This window comes from Chryseobacterium sp. JUb7 (assembly GCF_024806495.1).
GTDB lineage: Bacteria > Bacteroidota > Bacteroidia > Flavobacteriales > Weeksellaceae > Chryseobacterium.
This window is the reverse complement of the sequence record NZ_JANUFF010000001.1, coordinates 689,192-710,152: the sequence shown is the minus strand read 5'-3', so window position 1 is coordinate 710,152 and position 20,961 is coordinate 689,192. Positions and strand designations below refer to the sequence as shown.

Here is a 20,961-nt window from a genome sequence, read left to right as displayed (position 1 = left end):
ATATTCATGAAGGCTTTAGCCAAAACTTATGATAAAAATGAATAAAACAAAATTTTTCAGGATCATATTTTCTGCCGTCATTTTTTGCGTTTTTGGTCTCGTTCATGCCAAAATCAGACTTCCTAAACTGGTTTCAGACGGGATGGTACTGCAACGTGATCAAGCACTGAAAATCTGGGGTCAGGCTGATGCCGGAGAAAAAGTTGACGTTCAGTTTCAAAATAAAAAATATACGGCGGTTACAGATCATTCCGGAAACTGGCAGATCATTCTGCCTGAAATGAAGAGCGGAGGTCCTTATATTATGACTGTCAATGAAATTACGCTGAAAAATATTTTAATTGGAGATGTGTACCTATGTTCCGGTCAATCCAATATGGAGCTTCCGATGCGGAGGGTAAAAACAGTATATCCTCAGGAATTATTATCGGCAAAGAACACAAATATCCGCTTCTTTACGGTTCCTCAGAAATATAATTTTAACGAAGCCCAGAATGATTTAGATGGTGGCACTTGGGAAGAAATAGATCCTCAGACCATACAGAATTTTTCTGCGGTTGCGTATTTTTTTGCTAAAGAAATGTATCTGTATAATAAAATTCCGGTGGGAATTATTCATTCAAGTCTGGGAGGTTCACCGATTCAGGCATGGATGAATGCAGCGTCATTAAAAAAATATCCCGAATATCTTTCCGAAGCTCAAAAATGGAAAAATAATGAACTCATTTCTCAGACCGAGTCTTCGGAAAAAGCTTTAAGTAATGCATGGTATGCAGAATTGGACAACGGAGATGCAGGTATTAAAAATCATTGGGAAAAACCTGATTTTAATGATTCTGACTGGAAGAAAATGAATGTTCCCGGCTCTTGGGAAGATCTTGAAAAATCATTTGATGGTTCTGTTTGGTTCAGAAAAGAAATTTTTATTCCAAAAGGTTCAGAAAAAAACAGTGCATTTCTGAATTTAGGAAGAATCAAAGATGCTGATGTCACCTATATTAATGGTCAGAAAGTAGGAAATGTTACTTACGAATATCCTCCACGCTGGTATGATATTCCGCCTGGGATTTTAAAAGAAGGTAAAAATAGTATTGCGGTAAGAATCATCAACGGCAGCGGAAAAGGAGAATTTATAAAAGATAAAGATTATTTTTTACAGATCGGTTCAGAAAAAATTGATCTGAAAGGAGAATGGAAATATAAAGTGGGGACGATTATGAACCGCCCGGCACCCGGACAAACTTTCATCAGATGGAAACCGACCGGATTGTACAATGCTATGCTGAATCCTCTGATTCAGTATCCGATAAAAGCTGTTCTGTGGTATCAGGGCGAAAGCAACACCGCAAAACCTAAAGAATATCAGGATCTGCTGGCTACCATGATTCTGGACTGGCGTACCCAATGGAATCAGAAAGATTTACCATTCTTTATTGTTCAGCTGGCCAATTTTATGGAACGAAAAACGGAACCTGTTGACAGTAACTGGGCCGAATTAAGAGAGCAACAGAGAAAAGTTTCACAAACCATACCCAATACAGGACTTGCGGTGACTATTGATATCGGAGAATGGAATGATATTCATCCTTTAAACAAAAAAGAAGTCGGAAAAAGATTGTCCCTACAGGCTCAAAAAGTTCTTTTTGACCAAAGTATCATAGCAGACGGTCCCCTGTATCAATCCATGAAAACTGATGGCAACAGAATTATTTTATCATTTAAAAAAGGAACAGATGATTTTGTAACAGTTTCAGAATTAAAAGGCTTTGCCATCAAAGGAAATGACGGAGTTTTTAAATGGGCAAATGCAAAAATAGAAGATAGTAAAATCATCCTGTGGAATGATGAAATTAAAAATCCGATTGCTGTCCGATACGCATGGGCAGACAATCCCGATGCAAATCTTAAAAATAAAAGAGGCTTGCCGGCGTCTCCTTTCACCACCGAATAGCAGACATCAATTGAATTAAAAAATATATAAAAACTAAATAGGCCTTGGATTGTAAAAGGTTGCTTTCAGTCTGATATCTATTATCTAATATCTAAACTATGAATAATTCTCAAAAAATATCGGTTATTGAAAAAATAGGGTACAGCCTCGGAGATTTGGCGGCCAATCTTGTATTTCAGACACTGGTTACTTATCTGGCCTATTTTTATACAGATATTTATGGCCTAAAAGCCGAAGATGCTTCGGTTATCACTCTGGTTGTCGGTTTGATTGCCGGTTTTGGATTCAATCCATTGTTGGGAGCATTAGCAGACCGTACACATACCAAGTGGGGGAAGTTCCGTCCCTGGATTTTATTTACTGCCGTTCCGTTGGGAATTGCAGCTTTACTGGCTTTCAGTACCCCTGATTTTTCATATAAAGGAAAAGTGATTTATGCAGCAGTTACCTATTCGTTATTATTGTTGCTGTATGCTTCAAATAATTTACCCTATTCAGCATTGAGTGGTGTTATTACAGGAGATATGGGAGAAAGAAACAGTATTTCTTCGTATCGTTTTGTGGCGGTGATGTTTTCACAGTTTTTTGTACAGGTTTTTATGCTACCGATTATTCTGTCTGTCGGAAACGGTGATAAAGCAGTCGGAATTGAGATTGTAATGACTTGGCTGGCTATTATCGGAGCCATCATGCTTTTGATCACATTTTTCACGACCAAAGAAAGGGTGATTCCTAAACCTGAACAAAAATCGAGTTTAAAAGAAGATGTAAAAGATCTGTTTAAAAATAAACCATGGGTTATTATGCTTTCTGTTACGGCTTTGATTTTCATTACACTGGCAATGAAAGGAGGTTCGTATGTCTACTATTTTAACAATTATGTAGATGAAGCAGCCCTGAAAAACTTTATAGCCCCTATTATTTCATTTTTTGACTCTGTCGGAATGAATTTCTTTGGGGAAGATGCAAAATCTGCAGGCTTTGGTCTATTCAATGCCGGGGGGATTATTATGATGATTGTCGGAATTACATTTTCTAAAAGATTTGCCGATCAATACGGAAAAAGAGATGTATTTGCGGCATCGCTTTTTATTTCGACACTATTTATCATTTTATTTATTTTTTACCCTCCGAAATCAGTGGGTCTGATGTTTTTATCCCAAATCTGTCACGGTTTTTTCTACGGTATAAGTACCCCGATTTTATGGACGATGATTGCCGATGTAGCCGATTATTCGGAATGGAAAAATAACCGTAGAGCAACCGCTATTATCTTTTCTGCAATGATGGTTGGTTTAAAGGTTGGTTTAAGCATCGGAAGCTCACTGGTGGCATTAATTATCGGAAAATACGGATACATTTCTTCTGGAGGAACGCAGCATGTTATTCAGCCTGAAACGGTAGCCGTCGGTGCTAAAATGTTGGTAAGTATTTTTCCGGCAATTCCTTTTATAGTGGCTTGCGGACTTCTGTATTTTTATGAAATCAATAAAAAAATGGAAGTGCAGATTGAAAAAGATCTGGCAGAAAGAAGAAAATAATCTGTTGAATAATGTTAAACTAAACCTGTCTGGTTTGATAAAAATAAATACAATGAAACGAATCATGTTATGGAGCATAATGACTTTTGCAGCTACCGGTTTTAATGCTCAAAAATCAGATAATTCCTTAAAAAAGGCTTTTCAGAATAAGTTCTACATCGGAACAGCGATGAACCTTGATCAGATTCACGGAACAGATACAAAATCTGTAGACATTATTAAAAAACAATTCAGCTCGATTGTTGCTGAAAACTGTATGAAAAGTATGTATCTGCAGCCTAAGGAAGGACAGTTTTTCTTTGATGACGCTGATCAGTTCGTTGAATTTGGAGACAAAAATAAAATGTTCATTATCGGACATACGCTGATCTGGCATTCTCAGGCTCCGGATTGGTTTTTCACCGATAAAAACGGAAATAATGTTTCTTCTAAAGTCTTAAAACAAAGAATGAAAGATCATATCACAACCATTGTTTCAAGATATAAAGGAAGAGTAAAAGGTTGGGATGTGGTGAATGAAGCGATCCTCGAAGATGGATCTTACCGAAAATCTAAGTTTTACGAAATTTTGGGTGAAGAGTTTATTCCTTTAGCCTTTCAGTATGCTCAGGAAGCTGATCCAAATGCCGAATTATATTACAATGATTATAATGAATGGCATCCGGGGAAAGTGAAAACAGTGACTCAGCTGGTGAAAAATTTAAAAGCAAAAGGAATCCGTATCGATGCTGTAGGAATGCAGGCGCATATTGGGATGGATTCCCCTTCTATTGGGGAGTATGAAAAAGCGATTCTTGACTATGCGAAAGCCGGAGTGAAAGTAAATATTACAGAATTGGATATCAGTGCACTCCCTTCACCTTGGGGAACTTCTGCTAATATTTCGGATAAAGTACAATATGATGAAAAAATGAATCCATACAGAAACGGACTTCCAAAAGATGTTCAGATCCAGTGGGAAAATCGTTATGAAGATTTTTTTAAATTATTTTTAAAACATAAAAAAAATATACGGAGAGTGACATTGTGGGGAGTAAGCGATAATCTGTCCTGGAAAAATGATTTTCCGATCAAAGGACGAACAGATTATCCACTGCTTTTTGACCGTCAATATAAATCAAAACCAATCGTCGGTAAACTTATTAGGCTTGCTGAAGAAGGCAGGTGAAAATCTAATATCTAAAATCTAATTCTACTATAAATAATGAACAAATCAAAATATCTATTTCCAAAAGACTTCATGGCAGATCCGTCTGTTCATGTTTTTGAAGACAAATTATATATTTATCCCTCTCACGACCGAGAAAGCGGAATTGAAGAAAATGATAACGGCGATCACTTTGATATGAATGATTATCATGTTTTTTCTATAGATAATATTGAAAATGGAGAAATTACAGATCATGGAGTTGTGCTTTCTGTACAAGACATTTTATGGTCGGGAAGACAGCTTTGGGATTGTGATGTAGCCCATAAAGACGGTAAATATTATATGTATTTTCCTTTAAAAGATAAAAATGATATTTTCAGAATCGGGGTGGCAGTGAGTGATAAACCGTATGGTCCTTTCATTCCTGAAAAGCATCCGATGATGGGAAGCTACAGTATTGACCCCTGTATTTTTGAGGAAGAGGGAAAATATTATATGTATTTCGGAGGAATCTGGGGCGGACAGTTACAGCGGTACAGAAATAACAAAGCTCTGGAATCTGCCGTAATTCCTGAAAATAATGAGCCTGCTATTCCTTCAAAAGTTGCTCTTCTAAGTGATGATATGCTGGAATTTGCTGAGGAACCGAAAGATGTTTTAATTCTTGATAAAAACGGAAATCCTTTGCTTCACGGAGATGAGCATCGTTTTTTTGAGGCTTCCTGGATGCACAAATACAATGGGAAATATTATTTTTCCTATTCAACAGGAGATACCCATCTTTTATGTTATGCCATTGGTGATAACCCTTATGGTCCGTTTACCTATCAGGGGGTGATTCTGACTCCCGTTGTTGGCTGGACAACCCATCACAGTATCGTCGAGTTTAGAGGAAAGTGGTATCTGTTTTTCCATGATTCTGTTCCGAGTGGTGGAAGAACTTGGCTTCGAAGCATGAAAGTTGTTGAATTGGAGTACAATGAAGACGGAACTTTCAAAACAATTGAAGGTTTAGAATAATTTATCAATTCCACAGAACCCGAAGGGTTCAATATCAATAGCCATAGTTAAAACCTATGGAGCAAATAAACGTAGATAAAACCATTTCAAATGCGAAACCTCCGAACCTATTTATTAATTTTTCTTTTATTTCCATTAATTCTCTTCGCAGAAGACGGAAGCAAGCTCTGGCTTCGATTTCCCGATTCCCAAAACGGAATTTCAGCTGCTAAAATCATTTCGAAGGGTAAAAACCTGACGCTCGATATTGCTAAAAAGGAATTAACAACTTACTGGCAGGGTCAGATAGTAGAACTTCGCACGGAAAAATCATTGCACTATCTGAAAGATGGCTATAGAATCTATTCAACCCCTGAAAAGATTGTAATCTCCGCCGGAAAACAAACCGGATTATTGTATGGCGTGTACCATATATTGAGGCTTCAGCAAACTAAATCTGATATTAGCCATTTGAACATAACAGAAAAGCCCTCTTATGACGTAAGAATTCTCAATCATTGGGATAACCTTGATGGAAGTGTGGAAAGAGGATATGCCGGAAAATCGCTTTGGAAATGGGATGATTTACCCAATAAACTTTCCCCCAGGTATGAAGAATATGCGAGAGCAAATGCATCAATCGGGATCAATTCTGTGGTGTTTAATAATGTGAATGCTTCCCCGAATATGCTTCGGACAGATTATCTTCAAAAGGTAAAAGTATTGGCAGATATATTCCGACCATATGGGATCAGAGTCTATCTTTCGGTTAATTTTTCTTCTCCAAAAGTACTGGGTGGTCTTGAAAATTCAGATCCATTGAATAAAGAGGTCCACAAGTGGTGGAAAGATAAGGCTGCAGAAATTTATAAATTAATCCCTGATTTCGGAGGGTTTTTAGTGAAAGCCAATTCGGAAGGACAGCCCGGACCACAGGATTACGGAAGAACTCATGCTGATGGCGCCAATATGATGGCCGATGTTCTTAAACCTTTTGGAGGAATAGTAATGTGGAGAGCATTTGTCTACAGTCCTAGCAAAGAAGACAGGGCAAAACAGGCTTACCTGGAGTTTCTTCCGTTAGACGGAAAATTCAGAGATAATGTGATTGTTCAGATTAAAAACGGACCTATTGATTTTCAGCCTCGTGAGCCCTTTAATCCTTTATTTGGAGCGTTGAAAAAGACTTCAGAAATGGCAGAGTTTCAGATCACACAGGAATATTTGGGATTTTCAAACCACTTGGTTTTTTTAGCACCTTTGTTTAAAGAAACACTGGAGAGTGATACTTACGCTGATGGAAAAGGTTCAACAGTAGCTAAAATTACAGACGGAAGTTTACGGAATACTAAAATAACGGCCATTGCTGGTGTTGCCAATATTGGTGAAGATACCAACTGGACCGGAAATATCTTCGCTCAGGCTAATTGGTATGCTTTCGGAAGATTAGCGTGGAACCATGAATTAAGCTCAGAAAAAATTGCTGATGAATGGATTAAAATGACTTTTACCAATCAGCAGGAATTTGTAAATCCAGTGAAAGATATGATGCTTTCGTCACGCGAAACAACCGTTGATTATATGATGCCGCTGGGCTTACATCATATTTTTGCATTCGATCATCATTACGGACCGGAACCCTGGGGAGATATTCCCGGCGGAAGACCGGACTGGATGCCGGTTTATTATCACAAAGCGGATGAAAACGGACTGGGTTTTGACAGGACGGAAACAGGAAGTAATGCCGTTTCACAATATTTTCCGCCATTAAATGCTATTTTTGGAAATATAGAAACCTGCCCGGAAAATCTTCTTCTTTGGTTTCACCATGTACCCTGGACTTATAAAATGAAAGATGGCAAGACCTTATGGGAAGAAATAAGTTTTAAATATGATTCAGGCGTAAAAAATGTTCGCGCATATCAGAAAACATGGGATAAAATGGAACCGTATGTAGACGCTGAAAGATTCAGACAGATTCAGTCAAAACTCAAAGTTCAGTCAAAAGATGCTGTTTGGTGGAAAGATGCATGTCTGTTGTACTTCCAGACATTTTCAAAAATGCCGATTCCTTATGAGATTGAACGACCTGTTCATGAATTGGATGATCTGAAAAAAATTAAACTTGATCTTAAGCATCATAATTAAAAAAATTGAGGCAACTCGTTCTTCGTGATTTAAAAAAGAAGAGTTGCCCCAATGCTAACTGTACGTAAAATTTTAGTTCCGATATAAATACGGAAATATATGAATCTCTTAGTTTTAGTTAAGAGTAACTATTTTGTTAAAAACATTTCCCATTTCCTCAACACTGATCACATATCTGTCAGATGTTTTTGGATTAAGATCGAAAGTCATCTCAAGCTCTCCATCCTTTGCGTTTTTAGTTGCATTGTAATAGACATTTCCTGAAAAGTCGGATACAGAAATAGTTGCGCTGTTTTTCAGTCCTGAAAGATGAAGTTTTGCCTTGTTTCCTGAAATGGTGTATTCAGGCTTATAAATTTCTGAAAATGGAGTTTTTTCAATCTCTAAAGTATTGGTATTGCTTATATTTATTTTATATTTTTCAATTTTCTGATTAGATTCTGCAACCAGATAATAAGTTCCCGAATTCAGGTCTTTAAGGTCATATGATTTGGTTACATTATTCTCTTTCTCCAGTTTTTCAGAAAACAGTTCTCCGTAAGTATCGTTGTAGATGACCAAAGAAATATTTTGTGCATTCAGAACTTCAAAACTTATGGTTTTTGCTTTCGTTGTCTTAAAGGAAAGAGAAAAATCTCGGTCTTTACTCATCAGACTAGATGATGTAAATAAGAACCCTATAAGAAAAGCAGATTTTAATAATGCATTCATAATAATAAGTTTTATACTGCAAATGTATAGCAGGATATGGACTTAATCTATAATACAATTTTCATATTTATGTGCTATATTAACCTTTAAATTATTTTATTTAATATTAATTGTTAATTTTGTACATGAAATAATTTTTGTAAAATGAAGCATTCAAATCCTGCCTTTGAAGCGGTGAAGCCCAATATCGGAAGCAGCTTCACAAGTCTCATGTTTTTTCGGAATGAAAATATTAAATCCCATGTATGGCATTATCATCCTGAGGTTGAATTGATATTTGTTTGCGGAGGTTCTGGAAAAAGGCAGATCGGAAGTAATATTTCGTATTTTACAGAGGGAGATCTCGTCTTAATGGGAAGCAACCTTCCACATTGCGGAATGACCAATGAAAATACAAATAATGATTATGAAATGGTGATTCAGTTTAAACCTGATTTCTTAGGGGATTTTATTTGGGAATTACCTGAAATGCACAAAATTGCCCATCTGCTTGAAAGATCAAAAGCAGGAATTGTGTTTGGTGAAAATGTAAAGAAAACCGTCGGAAAAAAGATTGTGGAAATGCATGAATCTTCATCTTTGGAGAGGCTTGTAAAGTTTCTGGAAATATTAGAAACATTAGCTTCCACTCAGGATTACAGAATTTTGAATGCAGGGAAATACTACCTTCAGACACAAGTTGAAGATAATGAAAGGATTAATGTTATTTTCAACTATGTAAAAGATCATTTTAAAGAACAGATTACATTGGAAGAAATTGCTGGGCTGGCGAATATGAAAGTGCCGTCTTTCTGTCGCTATTTTAAAAAAATCACCAACAAAACTTTTACACAGTTTGTTAATGAATACAGGATTACCCACTCATTAAAACTGTTGGCGGAAAAGCCGTTGAGTATTACGGAAGTCTGCTTTGAATCAGGCTTTAATAATTTCAGCTACTTTAATAAAACATTTAAAGAATATATTCAGAAAAGCCCTTCACAATACAGAAAAGAGTTTAATTATTTTATGGAATAGAGTTAAAAGAATAAAGTTTTCAAAAAGATGACTCAGTTGTACGTGGTAAACCCCTTATCATAAATGAAATTTTGACGTCTTAAAAATAGTATGGTAAATATAATTTTCACCTCGGGATTAACGCAAAAGCTTGTCATAAAAAAAGAATAAAACCAATTATAAACTAAAATTTTAAAAATGAATTCAGTAGTTTTATACCTGAAATCTCCTGATAGATTTATTTTTACAACAGTATATGGAAGATATTAAATTAATTGTTACCGATATGGACGGAACTTTCCTGAACTCTTCACACGAAGTAAGTCCGGAATTTCCTGAAATTTATGAAGAACTGAAAAGAAGAAATATTTTATTCGTGCCTGCAAGTGGAAGACAGATGCTGGGGATCACAAAGTATTTTGGCGAAATAGAAAACGAAATGGCTTTTATCGCTGAAAACGGAGGCTATGTGATTTATAAAAACGAAGAATTGTTTGCAGATAAGCTGGAGGAGAATCATATGGCTGAGATCATCAGCGCTGTACGAAACATTCCTGGAGCTACCGCTGTTTTGTCTGGAAAAAAGAAAGCTTACGTAGAAACAGAAAATCAGGATTTTATCGATTATATTTCACAGTTTTATACTGATAATGAAAGACGTGAAGATCTTACACTGGGAGTTGATGACAGTATTTTCAAAATTGCAGTTTATCATCCTGAAGGGTCTGAAAAAAATGTATATCCGGTGTTAAAAGAATTTGAAAAATATGGGCTAGAAATTGTAATTTCCGGGCAATATTGGCTGGATATTATGAACAAAAATATCAATAAAGGCAATGCCCTGGAAAAATTACAGAAGGCTTTGAACATCTCGCCTCAGCAAACCATGGCTTTCGGAGATTATATGAATGATATTGAGATGCTTGAAAATTCAAAATATTCCTATGCCATGAAAAATGCGCACCCTTCAGTAAAAAAAGCGGCCAGTTTTGAAGCCTGTACAAATGATAATTTCGGCGTGCTGAAAATTATTAAAGATTATTTAAATATTAAATGATAATTATAAAAGTTAAAAAGCCTTTAAAGTTCAATCTTTAAAGGCTTTTTTCTTTTTTAGGCCATTATGTTTTTTGGAGTTGCTATGCTGTAATTAGTTTATTTTTAATGATTTGTATTTAAATTTTCAGTAAATTTCATCTAAATTCATTTATTCGTGAATTAAAAATTATTCTGAAAACTTTTAACATTCGATATTATGAACACTACAGAAAAACTATTACCTGAAACTTACACTGCACTTTCAGATTTAAGAAAAAACGATGTATATCTTCCTGAAATGAATCAGGAACAGATTATTTCAGCTTTTTTCCCGGCCACCTTTCCTGAACTTGTCGGTCGTCTGTCGGAAATAACAGGATTATTTTACGGCGGTATGCTCAAACAGGCAGGTGTTCTTTATGGAGATGATGCAATTACTAAGCTTTCTGATGCTTTTATGCATGATCTGGGAACGAAAATTGTGATGAGAAACAAAGCTCAGTATCCTAATTTGCCACAAAGTATTTCATCTTTAGCAAAAATACTTGTAGGGACAATTTTTACATCCAGTCCCGAATATAGTTTTGAATTTGTTGAGCTAAGTGATAAAAAAGCGGAAGTTCTGATAAAAGGTATTGACCGGTATCACAGGATCGCGTATAGATTACAGATTGCCGATCAGCTGGAATGGCCTGTTCTTAAACCTTTCATACAGGGGACTTGTGATGCCATGGGTCTTGATGTAAATATTATAATGGATGTAAAAGAACTTAAGGATGATAGCTCATGTTTTTATCAGCTTATTGTTGAACAAAATAAATAATAAAATTTCGGGCGAGACCACGTCTCGCCCGAAATTAATCATGCAATATCTAAGAATACCTAAATATTATAATGTATTACAGATATTTCCTCCCAGAGTTGCCCCTGCATTTGCTGTAACATCAGCTTTTACAGAAGAGACTGATAATGCAGGAATAGAATAGGGTGGAGTGAAAGCTGTTCCGCTTCCTGTAATATTTCCGGTGGTATTGACGAAACTGTTTCCACTAACGGTAACGGCAGTATAGCCACTCATTAAGTTTATCGGTTCTTTTACGTTTTCAAAAACATTTCTGTCAACAAGAATATTGGCCTGAACTCCTGCAGCAATGCATTTATTGCTCACAGAGCTGTTAAAATAGCTGTTAATAATATGAATTTTTCCAAATCTTACCCTTGGCATACGCTCTCTGCATCCTGGTGCCCACCAGCAACGAACAAAAGTTACATTTAATTTTCCTGCATCAACAGTGGCTCCGTCACTTGAGCCGATAAGATTCGAGAATCTGTGGTCATCTGTCCCACCTGATCCTCCAGGTTTTGGCGTTTTTAAATAGTGGAATTTGGTGTAGGAAACAGTCACAAAGTCGGATTTATTTTTAATATCGAAATTTCCGTCAACTCCGTCTCTGAATTCACAATGGTCGATCCATACGTTTCGGCAGTCATCGAGAATAGCATTATCCCAGCCATCCGTGTCATAAGCTCCCGGGCCTTCAAAAATCAGATTTCTGATAATGATATTATTACATCTTTTGATATTGATAATCCCTGATCCGCTTGCGGTCTGATCTGTAGATACCAGTTTAGCACCGCTTGCACCGTAAAGGGTTTTTCCAGTTTGATCCTGTAAATTCAGTCGGGTAGTGATCGTGATGGTTCCGGTTACTTTAATAACTTTTACAGCAGTGTTTTCAAGAGCGGCTTTCAGTTGGGCATAGGTTGAGACTGTGGTTTCTGCTGCCGTTCCGCCTCCTGTTGTTCCGCCGTTTTGAGATGCCCATCCTGGTGCGAGACAGTTAGCTAGAGGAATAATATCTCCGGAAACTTCATTGTTTAATTCGCTGGATGTTTCGGCAATTTCGGTTTTTAAATCGTCAGAGCTACATCCTGATAAGACAAATGCTGCGCTGAATGCTACTGTAGATAGCATCATTTTAATGTTAATTTTCATAGTTTGAATTAATTTGTTAATTGGTGAGATAAACTAAATATTACATGATTTTCTTTTTAAAAATTAAGTATTATACAATTTTAATGAATTGTGTTTATTAAAATTAATAAGCGAATGTATTAATTATTTTTTAATTTAATTTAAATTTTATTGAATTATTTAACAATTCAACCGATTGCTCAGTGTTGAATTCATTTTTATTTAAATTATTTTTTCAATTATTAATTACAAAATATTCAGATTGTTTTATAAAATTCTAAGGCGTGTGTATAAACAAAAAACGGCTGTCATTTTCTGACAGCCGTTTTGTAGTAATATATTATAGTTAAGATTCGGTCTTTATCAACCCATAATTGACGGGTGACGGTTCTTTACCAAACAAACATGAAAAAATGTTCTGAAATTCATGAATGTATTTACACTTTATAGAATTTCCGTAAATTTTTAATCCCTCAACAATTTTTCTTGAGCTCAGATCAATATCATATTTGATAAAAGTTTCCGGTCTTTCATAACGAATTCTCTGTTCTGAACTATACGTTCTTGAAAATCCGAATTTTTCAAGCCATTCTTCGGTTATCTGTATAGGTCTGATAGCTTCTGCAGGCACAGAAATACTGTGAATGTCATTTTCAATTTTAACAAAATAATCTTTTTCATTATTCTGGAATATTTCAGAGATGGTAAAGATCTGATTTTTATATTCCACTAAATTTTTAATTTTTAGATCGGCAACGTTCATAATATTTTGTGTTAAGGTTATTATTGTAAGAGTGATTGGTAAAAGAACAGTTGCAAATACTATGCCTTACGTATGATATATTTTTAATGTTATGTTAATTATTGTGTTAATTTTTTTAATGTAAACAAATGATTTAGAGTAATATATTGAAAATACTATCATAATCATGATTTTATAAAAAAATAATTATATGGTATGTGTGTGGTATCTTAAAGAAATGTCTATGCTTTTTTCAGTCTTTGAAATGAAGTATTTAGGGTGAGAATCAAAGCAGTTAATATGGCTATTATAAGAATGATAATAAACGATGTCCATGAAGTGGCATGTAAAATATATCCGGTCCCGCTTCCTAGAATACTGGATCCGAAGTAATAAAAAAGCCAGTATATTGAAGTTGCCGAAGACTTCCCGTCTTTAGCTCTTAAAGCGGTCATCTGGCTGGCCATCGTATGGGCGGCAAAGAAAGACAGGGTAAAAAGGCCAAGTCCAAAAATAACAAGATAGAGATTTTCAGAAATCAAAAATATAATCCCGAAAAGCATTGATAGAATAGCTCCTTTCAGAATAGTATTTTGATTGAATTTTTTGGACAGTCTGCTGGTAATCATCGTTCCGAATACTCCGAAAGTATACATCAGAAAAATAAATGCAATGAAAAAGTGGCTTAATGAAAAAGGAGTGGATTCAAGTCTGAAGGTCAGGTAATTATAAACACTTACAAAGCTTCCCATTAACAGTGCTGCGATGATGTAGAGACGAAGCATATAAGAGTCTGTTAAGAATCTTTTCATTTGCTTCATTTTTAAAGAATAATCCGTTTTTTGAGGATTGAAAAATCTTGATTCCGGAAAAAAATTCCAGAAAATAATTCCCAGCACTAAACTTTCAAGGCCTATGATTAAAACGGCATTCTGCCAGCCGAATTCTGCCGCAAGGATGGTTGCTAAAATTCTTCCGCTCATTCCACCAATGGTATTTCCACTGAGATACATACTGATCGCTAATGCCACAACACCTGCTTCAACTTCTTCGGTAAGATAGGCAAGAGCCACCGCAGAAACTCCGGAAATTACAAAACCTTTTAAGACACCAATAAAAATAAGCAACGTCAGACTTGGGATCCATGCTGAAATAATGGTAAGAATAGCTGATGAAAATAATGAAAACATCATCAGTTTCTTTCTGGAATAACTGTCGGCTTTAAAAGCAAAGTAGAATAAACCCAGAGCCATGCCAATAGTTGCTGATGAAACCAGTAACGAACTGTCACCTACACTCGTATGAAAGTGCTCTGTGACCATCGGAAGCAAAGGCTGGAAGAGATAAAGCTGTGCAAATACCGAAAGCCCCGAAAAAAAGATACAAAGTTTTATATATCGAAAACGCTTACTTTGTCTGTCTGCTTTTTCTGTCGTATTCATGATGTAATGACGTTAGAATCCCTCTTAAAAATGAATTTTTAGCGGAATTTTATAGAGGTAAAGTTCCTGAATTATTTTTGATTGGTAAAACGCTTTATTTCGATAATATTCATCGGAAAAAACGATTAGTAAGAAGTGGCAGATGTAGGCGTATTCTGGATGTATTCTGAAGGTGTAATTTTTTCAATCTGTTTAAAAACGCGGTTAAAAGTAGACTGATTTGAAAACCCTGCTTCCGTATAAATATACATAAGGGTTACTTTTTCCAGGTCATTTTCCTGCAAAAGCTTTTTTACACAGTTGATCCTGTATAAGTTAAGGTAATTGTTGAAATTGGAATAGCCCTGATTTCTTATTGATTTTGAAATATAACTGTTGTTAACTTCCAGCTCAGCCGATAATTTTGAAATATTGAAATTGACATCTTTAAACAGTTTTTTTTCTTTCATGACCAGTTCTATTCTGTCAAATAATTCATCATGAACAGGCAGCTCATTTTCTGCATGAGTAACAAATTTAGATTCTGTCTTGTATTTTTCCTCAATTTCATGATAAACTTCCACTTTTCTGATCTTGTCTTTATAATAAATAATCAGAGAAATGACTGCAACATTTGAAAGCACCAGAATGGTGTCTGTAATTTTAATATCATCCGTACTGTGTTTTATAAAATTGAAATCAAAATAATTTGAGATCAAAAACCCTGAAATAATACAGAACAGAACAAAAATACTGTAGAGGATAACATATTTCCGGGTAAAAAAGACATAAGCCGCAAGTGGAATAGGGATCAGCCATACAAAGCTGGCAACCGAGTTGTTCCAAAAAGCAAGCATGATATAAAAGTCATAAATAGTCGCAATAATAATATAGGAATGAACTAAAATATTGATTGAATAATTTCTGCGAATGATAATAAAAGAATAAACTAACAGAAATAATCCTCCTGCAGTATACCACGCCATTATTTTATCTTCAATGAAAAAATTGAAAATAATAGCAAATATAAAAAGTACAACAGCCATCAGAATCATATAATTCCGGATGAGTTCTCTTTTATATTTTTCTATTTTTTGAGTTTTCGAATAATCCTCAGCCATCAGTGTTGTTGTGTTAAGTTAAGTCAAATTTTTTTATTTGTGTTTTTATCAGTCAAATGTCAAAAATGATTGCTTTAATGTTTTGACTGATAGTGTTTTGTGTTTTTATAAATGAATTTTAGAATTTCATTGAGAGAGCTCAAAATTGATTTGATTATCCCAGTAACTTTGTCCCTGTAAAATTTCAATCACATATTCAGATATTGTGACTTCAAAAATATTTTTTATCCCGAAAATTCATTTATGCTTTATTAAATCAACTAAATAACTGATTAATATGTAATGTTTATGCAAAGATAGTGAAGTGGTAGGAAATAAAAGAAACAGATCAGAAAAACAATAAATATAAAACAATGAAGAAGATGAAATTATCTTTGTGTGCTGTCATGATGAGCTTTTTTTCAATATCTGTATTTTCCCAGGTTGGGATCAATACAGCGTCTCCAAAAGCTACGTTAGACGTAGTTGGAAAACCTTCGGCTGCAGATTCTCCGGATGGGGTAATTGCCCCGAAACTTACCGGAGATGAGTTAAGGGCAAAAGACGCTGTTTATCAAAACGATCAGATTGGAGCTTTGGTTTATGTAACGCAGGCAGTTACAGCCCCTTCGTTAAAAACTGCAAAGGTTGACAAACCGGGATACTATATGTATAACGGAGAAACCTGGAAATTTGCATTCGGGGGTACAGATGATGATATTGTCGTGGGCGAATTGGTTTATTACCACGGAAGTATTCCTGCCAGTACTTCGGGAGCGAATATCCTGGCAAGCACTTATCTGAGTGATCTTCCTGTTTTAGGTGGGGTTTTAAGACTGGATGCCCAATTTGATGGTAATTCATCCGGAAATGGTGCAGTGACAACCTTTAATCCGAGACTGTATAATGTGGGAACCGGAGATATTAAAATGTGGGTTTCGGAAATGTCTACGCATACCGGAGATTCGGATAATGGAAATATAAAACTTTCCCCGGGAGCTTACAGACAGTTTGATGACGGGGTTTATCTTTCACAGACTCACAATGAAACAGTGACTTTCGATATTACACTTCAGGAACCTGAACCGAGATGGTACCGAGTATACTATGCTTTCCGGGTTGATAATAAATCTACGGCGGGATCCAGTAATGCTACCACCACAGACGGAAATACAGCAGATAATACCAGAGAATTATTTTTATCCGTACAAAGGTTATATTAATGATAATTCTTTTTGAAGGGATACAAATGATCATCATAAAAGTTAAGGAGGCAGAGGTCTCCTTTTTTATTGGTTTTGTTAACATAAAATCATATTGAGACAACTGCTTGATTGTAAGAATCAAAATCCTTATCATTGTAAGATTAAAATCCCCAACACAATATGATAGAAAACTTCCCTTTCTATTTGTCGCTGATTGTAGCGATTATTCTGCTTATAATGCTGGCCAATAAAATTAAGGTGGCCTATCCCGTTTTACTGGTACTGGCCGGATTAATGATAAGTTTTATTCCCGGAATTCCTATGATCCGTATAGATCCCGAGCTTATTTTTATCATATTTCTTCCTCCGTTACTGTATGAAGCAGCATGGTCTATTTCATGGAAAGAATTGTGGAAATGGCGGCGTATTATAGGAAGTTTTGCCTTTGTGGTGGTTTTTCTTACAGCAATTTCTGTTGCCTTTGTTGCCAATTATTTTATCCCCGGATTTTCTCTTGCTCTGGGATTTTTGTTGGGAGGTATCGTTTCTCCTCCTGATGCGGTAAGTGCAAGTGCGATTTTAAAGTTTGTGAAAATTCCTAAAAGGATGTCTTCTATTTTAGAAGGGGAAAGCCTGTTGAATGATGCTTCCTCGCTGATCATTTTTAGATTTGCTATGATTGCGGTAGCTACAGGGCAGTTTATCTGGTATGAAGCAGCCCTCAATTTTTCATGGATGGTTATTGGCGGAATAGGTATCGGCCTGCTGATAGGCTGGTTGTTTATGAAAGGTCAGAAATACCTTCCGACAGATGCCAATATGGATACTATTCTGACGATTGTTGCTCCGTATGTAATGTATATGGCAGCTGAAGAGGTGCACAGTTCAGGGGTTTTAGCGGTTGTCAGCGGAGGATTATTATTATCCAATCACAGGCATACTTTTTTAAGTACCTCATCTCGTATACGCGGAGTGAATGTCTGGGAAAGTCTTGCTTTTGTGCTGAATGGTCTGGTATTCGTACTCATTGGTCTCGATCTTCCTGAGATTACTTCAGGACTGGAAGGGGTAAGTCTTTCTTCTGCTATCGGATATGGATTGCTGGTAACAGCCGTTTTGGTTGTCGTCAGAATTTTATCTGCTTATGGAGCTGTCATTGTTACCTTGGTTGCACGAAATTATATTAATGTCGCCGATACCCGAAGTCCGGGTTTTAAAGCTCCGATTATTATGGGCTGGACCGGAATGCGTGGGGTCGTTTCTCTGGCTGCGGCGTTGTCTATCCCGACTCAGTTATATGCGGGAGGTCCCGGTTTTCCTCAGCGAAATCTGATTCTGTTCATTACGTTTATTGTGATCTTAACGACTTTATTGGTACAGGGGTTAACGCTTCCTTATTTGATTAAAAAAGTAAATATGCCTTCTTTTGATGATCATCTTCCTGATGATGAGGCGGATGAATTACTGAAAAGAGAAATGGCAAAATTTACACTGGTGCATATCACGAATAATTATGGTGAGGTATTCCAAAAAAGTCCTTTTCTGCAGCAGATTCATGAAAAATGGCGCGGAAAGCTGGAAGAAGGTGCTGATATTAAGATATCTCCTGAAGTGAGACTGGCTTATCTGGATATTTTAAATCAGCAAAGGCAGTGGCTTATCGCTCAGAATCATGATAAAAACCAGCATTACGACGAGCATATCATCAGGAAGCATCTATTACAGATCGATCTGGAAGAAGAAAGAATCGGGTTGATTCATTAATTATAAAGAACCCCGCAGATATAGTTTTGAAGGATTCTCGATCAGAATTTTTTCATTTTTTAGAACAATCTCCGAAAGTCTTTTTCCCATAGCCGAAAAATCTGTGGATAGGGTGGTGATGCCATTTTCGACAACTTTTTTTAAGGGCGTTTCGTTATATGAAATGATGCCTACATCTTTTCCGGTTTTTAATTTTTTTGCTCTGCATTTTTCCACCGTTTCCACCAGCTGGCGATCATTGGGGATGAGAAAGACCTGTCCTTTTTTTAGCGTATGTTTTTCCAGTCCGGAAATAATGGAGTATTTCTTTTTATAGGCTTTACAAAATTTCACAAAACCGTTTACCATATCGATGGGCTCTTTATTCCCCGGAAATATCAAAATATAATGCTGATATTTTTCCAGAAGGGAAAGAGAGGATTTAAGTGCGTTAAAGATGTCTTCCGTAAAATTCTGATAAATACCCGAATAATTTTGCAGTGAATCCCGCATCTGATCCAAAATATAAACATCTTCTTCAGGAAGCTGCCGGATAATATCTTCCACACCCTGAAGGTTGGCTGGTAAAATAATATATTTGGAATAATTTCCGATATTGTCAAGGATTAATTTCCGAAACATTCCGAGATCAAAGTGATAAAAAAAAGTATCCACCTGTACTTTGTTATTAAGACCGTCCAGAAAAGAGTTGAGCAGATCTTCTTTGAAAATGTTTAATTCATCCAAAAGAAGGAAATAGCGTTTGTCATAGTTAAAATCTTCAGTTTTTATGTAATATCCTTTGGACGGAATAGCTTTTATGATTCCTTTTTTCTTTAAAACTTCATAGGCCATGAAAACGGTATCTCTTGAAATCTGATATTCAATACAAATCTTGTTGACAGACGGAAGCTTATCATTACGGAAGAGTCTTTTCTCCATAATGGCAGTTTCAATACTTTCTACAATTTGTTTATAAACAGGAATTGAAATTTGACGGTCGATATTAATAATTTTCATAAACTTTTATTTTACGGTCTGGAGATATGAAAAGCTATAAATGTCATTAAATACTCTATAATTACTGTTTTAGCGAAACTTTTATCCTCATGTTATTAAATATATTCACCATAAAAACCGGTAGTGAAAACTGAAAAACCGGTAGGTATTGGTCGGTAAATGTATTGAATGTTTATATCTTAACCAAATTATTATGATTGACATAGTTAATATGTGGCTTATCATAAAAACACGCTAAGAATACAAATGATGAGAAAAGAAAAACAGTTTTTTAGAACACTAAAGAACAAAAACGGCGTCGAAATTACATGTTGTGATTTTGGCGCTGTTATTTCTTCCCTTACAATTCCCGTTTCTGAAAATGAAAATCTGGATGTTGTTTTAGGGTTTGATACTATTGAAGACTATGCCGAATCTTTTATGCTTGTGGCAAAACCTTTTTTAGGTGCCGTCGTAGGTCCTCATGCCGGAAGAGTTCATTTTGGAAAATATAAGAACGGAATTCAGGAAATACAGCTTGAACAGAATCATGGACCGCATCACCTACACGGGGGAAGTTTAAATCTCAGCAATCAGTTTTGGAATCTGGTTTCAGCATTCGAATCTGAAATACAATATGAGATCCTCATTAATGATCTTAAAACAAAAATAACAGCAGAGTATAGCCTGAATGATAAAAATGAATTGAATGTCGTTCTGCAGGCAGTTACTGAAGAAGATATTCTGATCAATCTCACCCAACATTCATATTTTAATCTTGATGGTCATCAGGGCGATGTGCGAAGCTTAAAAATGCAGGTTAATGCAGAAGAAGTTCTGGAATCTGATGATGATTTGATCCCTACAGGAAATTTTCTTACAGTACAGGATACCCCCTTCGACTTTTCGATTTTAAAAACCTGTCCTGCAAAAATAGATACTTCTTTTGTTTTAAGAGGAGAAAAGACCGCAGCGATACTCACTAATGAAAGAAACGGGTTAACGCTTAAAGTTGAAACCAATCAGCCAAGTGTCCATATCTATGTAGGAGGTTCTTGTGATCACATCACAGGAAAAGAAAATACAGTATATCATCATACCAGCGGAATCTGTTTTGAAGCACAGAACTTTCCCGATTCTCCGAATCATGAAAATTTCAAAAGCGGGATTCTTAAACCTGGAGAAAAATATTCCAACGAAATCAAATTTACATTTGAAATAAACTAAAAATCAGATACTAAT

Annotated in this window: 17 protein-coding genes; 11 read left to right on the top strand and 6 right to left on the bottom strand. The window is 35.8% G+C overall.

From position 1 onward, the window contains the following. The first annotated feature begins 37 nt into the window (after positions 1 to 37). The 5 genes from M2373_RS03285 (at position 38) to M2373_RS03265 (ending at position 7,789) form a co-directional block, all read left to right on the top strand. Positions 38 to 1,951 (top strand): sialate O-acetylesterase, encoded by a 1,914-nt coding sequence (locus tag M2373_RS03285; protein WP_259107421.1) that lies wholly within the window; start codon positions 38 to 40, stop codon positions 1,949 to 1,951. A gap of 98 nt (positions 1,952 to 2,049) precedes the next feature. After that, a complete protein-coding gene (locus M2373_RS03280; RefSeq protein ID WP_259107419.1) occupies positions 2,050 to 3,492 on the top strand; it encodes an MFS transporter in 1,443 nt (480 codons plus the stop codon). 52 nt (positions 3,493 to 3,544) lie between these two features. Continuing rightward, positions 3,545 to 4,660 (top strand): endo-1,4-beta-xylanase, encoded by a 1,116-nt coding sequence (locus tag M2373_RS03275; RefSeq protein ID WP_259107418.1) that lies wholly within the window; start codon positions 3,545 to 3,547, stop codon positions 4,658 to 4,660. Between the two features lie 36 nt (positions 4,661 to 4,696). Then, positions 4,697 to 5,662 (top strand): glycoside hydrolase family 43 protein, encoded by a 966-nt coding sequence (locus M2373_RS03270; protein ID WP_259107416.1) that lies wholly within the window; start codon positions 4,697 to 4,699, stop codon positions 5,660 to 5,662. A gap of 90 nt (positions 5,663 to 5,752) precedes the next feature. Next, a complete protein-coding gene (locus tag M2373_RS03265) occupies positions 5,753 to 7,789 on the top strand; it encodes an alpha-glucuronidase (RefSeq protein ID WP_259107414.1) in 2,037 nt (678 codons plus the stop codon). Positions 7,790 to 7,903: 114 nt separating this feature from the next. On the opposite strand, the gene M2373_RS03260 is transcribed toward M2373_RS03265, so the two are convergent. Continuing rightward, the gene (locus M2373_RS03260; protein ID WP_259107412.1) at positions 7,904 to 8,500 is read right to left on the bottom strand and encodes a hypothetical protein; all 597 of its coding nucleotides are present in this window, start codon (positions 8,498 to 8,500) and stop codon (positions 7,904 to 7,906) included. 144 nt (positions 8,501 to 8,644) lie between these two features. Between M2373_RS03260 and M2373_RS03255 the strand changes: the two genes are divergently transcribed. The 3 genes from M2373_RS03255 (at position 8,645) to M2373_RS03245 (ending at position 11,357) form a co-directional block, all read left to right on the top strand. Next, entirely contained in the window at positions 8,645 to 9,517 is an 873-nt protein-coding gene (locus M2373_RS03255; protein ID WP_259107410.1) for an AraC family transcriptional regulator, read from the top strand. Positions 9,518 to 9,752: 235 nt separating this feature from the next. Continuing rightward, positions 9,753 to 10,553, top strand: a complete 801-nt coding sequence (locus M2373_RS03250) for a Cof-type HAD-IIB family hydrolase (RefSeq protein ID WP_259107408.1) — start codon at positions 9,753 to 9,755, stop codon at positions 10,551 to 10,553. 198 nt (positions 10,554 to 10,751) lie between these two features. Further along, positions 10,752 to 11,357, top strand: coding sequence for a hypothetical protein (locus M2373_RS03245; protein ID WP_259107406.1), 606 nt, complete (start codon positions 10,752 to 10,754; stop codon positions 11,355 to 11,357). Positions 11,358 to 11,423: 66 nt separating this feature from the next. Here M2373_RS03245 and M2373_RS03240 read toward each other — a convergent pair whose 3' ends face one another. The 4 genes from M2373_RS03240 to M2373_RS03225 all read right to left on the bottom strand — a co-directional run bounded on the left by M2373_RS03240 (position 11,424) and on the right by M2373_RS03225 (position 15,793). Next, positions 11,424 to 12,530: a polysaccharide lyase family 1 protein gene (locus M2373_RS03240; protein WP_259107405.1), complete on the bottom strand. Its 1,107-nt coding sequence runs from the start codon at positions 12,528 to 12,530 to the stop codon at positions 11,424 to 11,426. 325 nt (positions 12,531 to 12,855) lie between these two features. Continuing rightward, positions 12,856 to 13,272 carry a hypothetical protein gene (locus M2373_RS03235; RefSeq protein ID WP_259107404.1) on the bottom strand — a complete coding sequence of 139 codons (417 nt, stop codon included), beginning with the start codon at positions 13,270 to 13,272 and terminating at the stop codon, positions 12,856 to 12,858. A gap of 221 nt (positions 13,273 to 13,493) precedes the next feature. Next, positions 13,494 to 14,693, bottom strand: coding sequence for an MFS transporter (locus tag M2373_RS03230; RefSeq protein ID WP_259107402.1), 1,200 nt, complete (start codon positions 14,691 to 14,693; stop codon positions 13,494 to 13,496). A 125-nt stretch (positions 14,694 to 14,818) separates the two neighbouring features. Continuing rightward, positions 14,819 to 15,793, bottom strand: coding sequence for an AraC family transcriptional regulator (locus M2373_RS03225; protein WP_259107400.1), 975 nt, complete (start codon positions 15,791 to 15,793; stop codon positions 14,819 to 14,821). A 353-nt stretch (positions 15,794 to 16,146) separates the two neighbouring features. Here M2373_RS03225 and M2373_RS03220 point away from each other — a divergent pair, with 353 nt between their 5' ends. Beyond that, positions 16,147 to 16,995, top strand: a complete 849-nt coding sequence (locus tag M2373_RS03220) for a hypothetical protein (protein WP_259107399.1) — start codon at positions 16,147 to 16,149, stop codon at positions 16,993 to 16,995. 162 nt (positions 16,996 to 17,157) lie between these two features. Then, on the top strand, positions 17,158 to 18,741 hold the full coding sequence (locus M2373_RS03215) for a Na+/H+ antiporter (protein ID WP_259107397.1): 1,584 nt from the start codon (positions 17,158 to 17,160) through the stop codon (positions 18,739 to 18,741). Here M2373_RS03215 and M2373_RS03210 read toward each other — a convergent pair whose 3' ends face one another. Next, the gene (locus M2373_RS03210) at positions 18,742 to 19,740 is read right to left on the bottom strand and encodes a GntR family transcriptional regulator (RefSeq protein ID WP_259107395.1); all 999 of its coding nucleotides are present in this window, start codon (positions 19,738 to 19,740) and stop codon (positions 18,742 to 18,744) included. It lies immediately after the preceding gene. Between the two features lie 246 nt (positions 19,741 to 19,986). Between M2373_RS03210 and M2373_RS03205 the strand changes: the two genes are divergently transcribed. Beyond that, positions 19,987 to 20,946: an aldose epimerase family protein gene (locus M2373_RS03205; protein WP_259107393.1), complete on the top strand. Its 960-nt coding sequence runs from the start codon at positions 19,987 to 19,989 to the stop codon at positions 20,944 to 20,946. The last annotated feature ends 15 nt before the right edge of the window (positions 20,947 to 20,961 follow it).

Excerpts from the sequence above, each read along its gene's own strand:
- M2373_RS03285 (WP_259107421.1), top strand. The coding sequence starts at position 38 with ATGAATAAAACAAAATTTTTCAGGATCATATTTTCTGCCGTCATTTTT.
- M2373_RS03280 (WP_259107419.1), top strand. The coding sequence starts at position 2,050 with ATGAATAATTCTCAAAAAATATCGGTTATTGAAAAAATAGGGTACAGC.
- M2373_RS03275 (WP_259107418.1), top strand. The coding sequence starts at position 3,545 with ATGAAACGAATCATGTTATGGAGCATAATGACTTTTGCAGCTACCGGT.
- M2373_RS03270 (WP_259107416.1), top strand. The coding sequence starts at position 4,697 with ATGAACAAATCAAAATATCTATTTCCAAAAGACTTCATGGCAGATCCG.
- M2373_RS03265 (WP_259107414.1), top strand. The coding sequence starts at position 5,753 with ATGCGAAACCTCCGAACCTATTTATTAATTTTTCTTTTATTTCCATTA.
- M2373_RS03260 (WP_259107412.1), bottom strand. The coding sequence starts at position 8,500 with ATGAATGCATTATTAAAATCTGCTTTTCTTATAGGGTTCTTATTTACA.
- M2373_RS03255 (WP_259107410.1), top strand. The coding sequence starts at position 8,645 with ATGAAGCATTCAAATCCTGCCTTTGAAGCGGTGAAGCCCAATATCGGA.
- M2373_RS03250 (WP_259107408.1), top strand. The coding sequence starts at position 9,753 with ATGGAAGATATTAAATTAATTGTTACCGATATGGACGGAACTTTCCTG.
- M2373_RS03245 (WP_259107406.1), top strand. The coding sequence starts at position 10,752 with ATGAACACTACAGAAAAACTATTACCTGAAACTTACACTGCACTTTCA.
- M2373_RS03240 (WP_259107405.1), bottom strand. The coding sequence starts at position 12,530 with ATGAAAATTAACATTAAAATGATGCTATCTACAGTAGCATTCAGCGCA.
- M2373_RS03235 (WP_259107404.1), bottom strand. The coding sequence starts at position 13,272 with ATGAACGTTGCCGATCTAAAAATTAAAAATTTAGTGGAATATAAAAAT.
- M2373_RS03230 (WP_259107402.1), bottom strand. The coding sequence starts at position 14,693 with ATGAATACGACAGAAAAAGCAGACAGACAAAGTAAGCGTTTTCGATAT.
- M2373_RS03225 (WP_259107400.1), bottom strand. The coding sequence starts at position 15,793 with ATGGCTGAGGATTATTCGAAAACTCAAAAAATAGAAAAATATAAAAGA.
- M2373_RS03220 (WP_259107399.1), top strand. The coding sequence starts at position 16,147 with ATGAAGAAGATGAAATTATCTTTGTGTGCTGTCATGATGAGCTTTTTT.
- M2373_RS03215 (WP_259107397.1), top strand. The coding sequence starts at position 17,158 with ATGATAGAAAACTTCCCTTTCTATTTGTCGCTGATTGTAGCGATTATT.
- M2373_RS03210 (WP_259107395.1), bottom strand. The coding sequence starts at position 19,740 with ATGAAAATTATTAATATCGACCGTCAAATTTCAATTCCTGTTTATAAA.
- M2373_RS03205 (WP_259107393.1), top strand. The coding sequence starts at position 19,987 with ATGATGAGAAAAGAAAAACAGTTTTTTAGAACACTAAAGAACAAAAAC.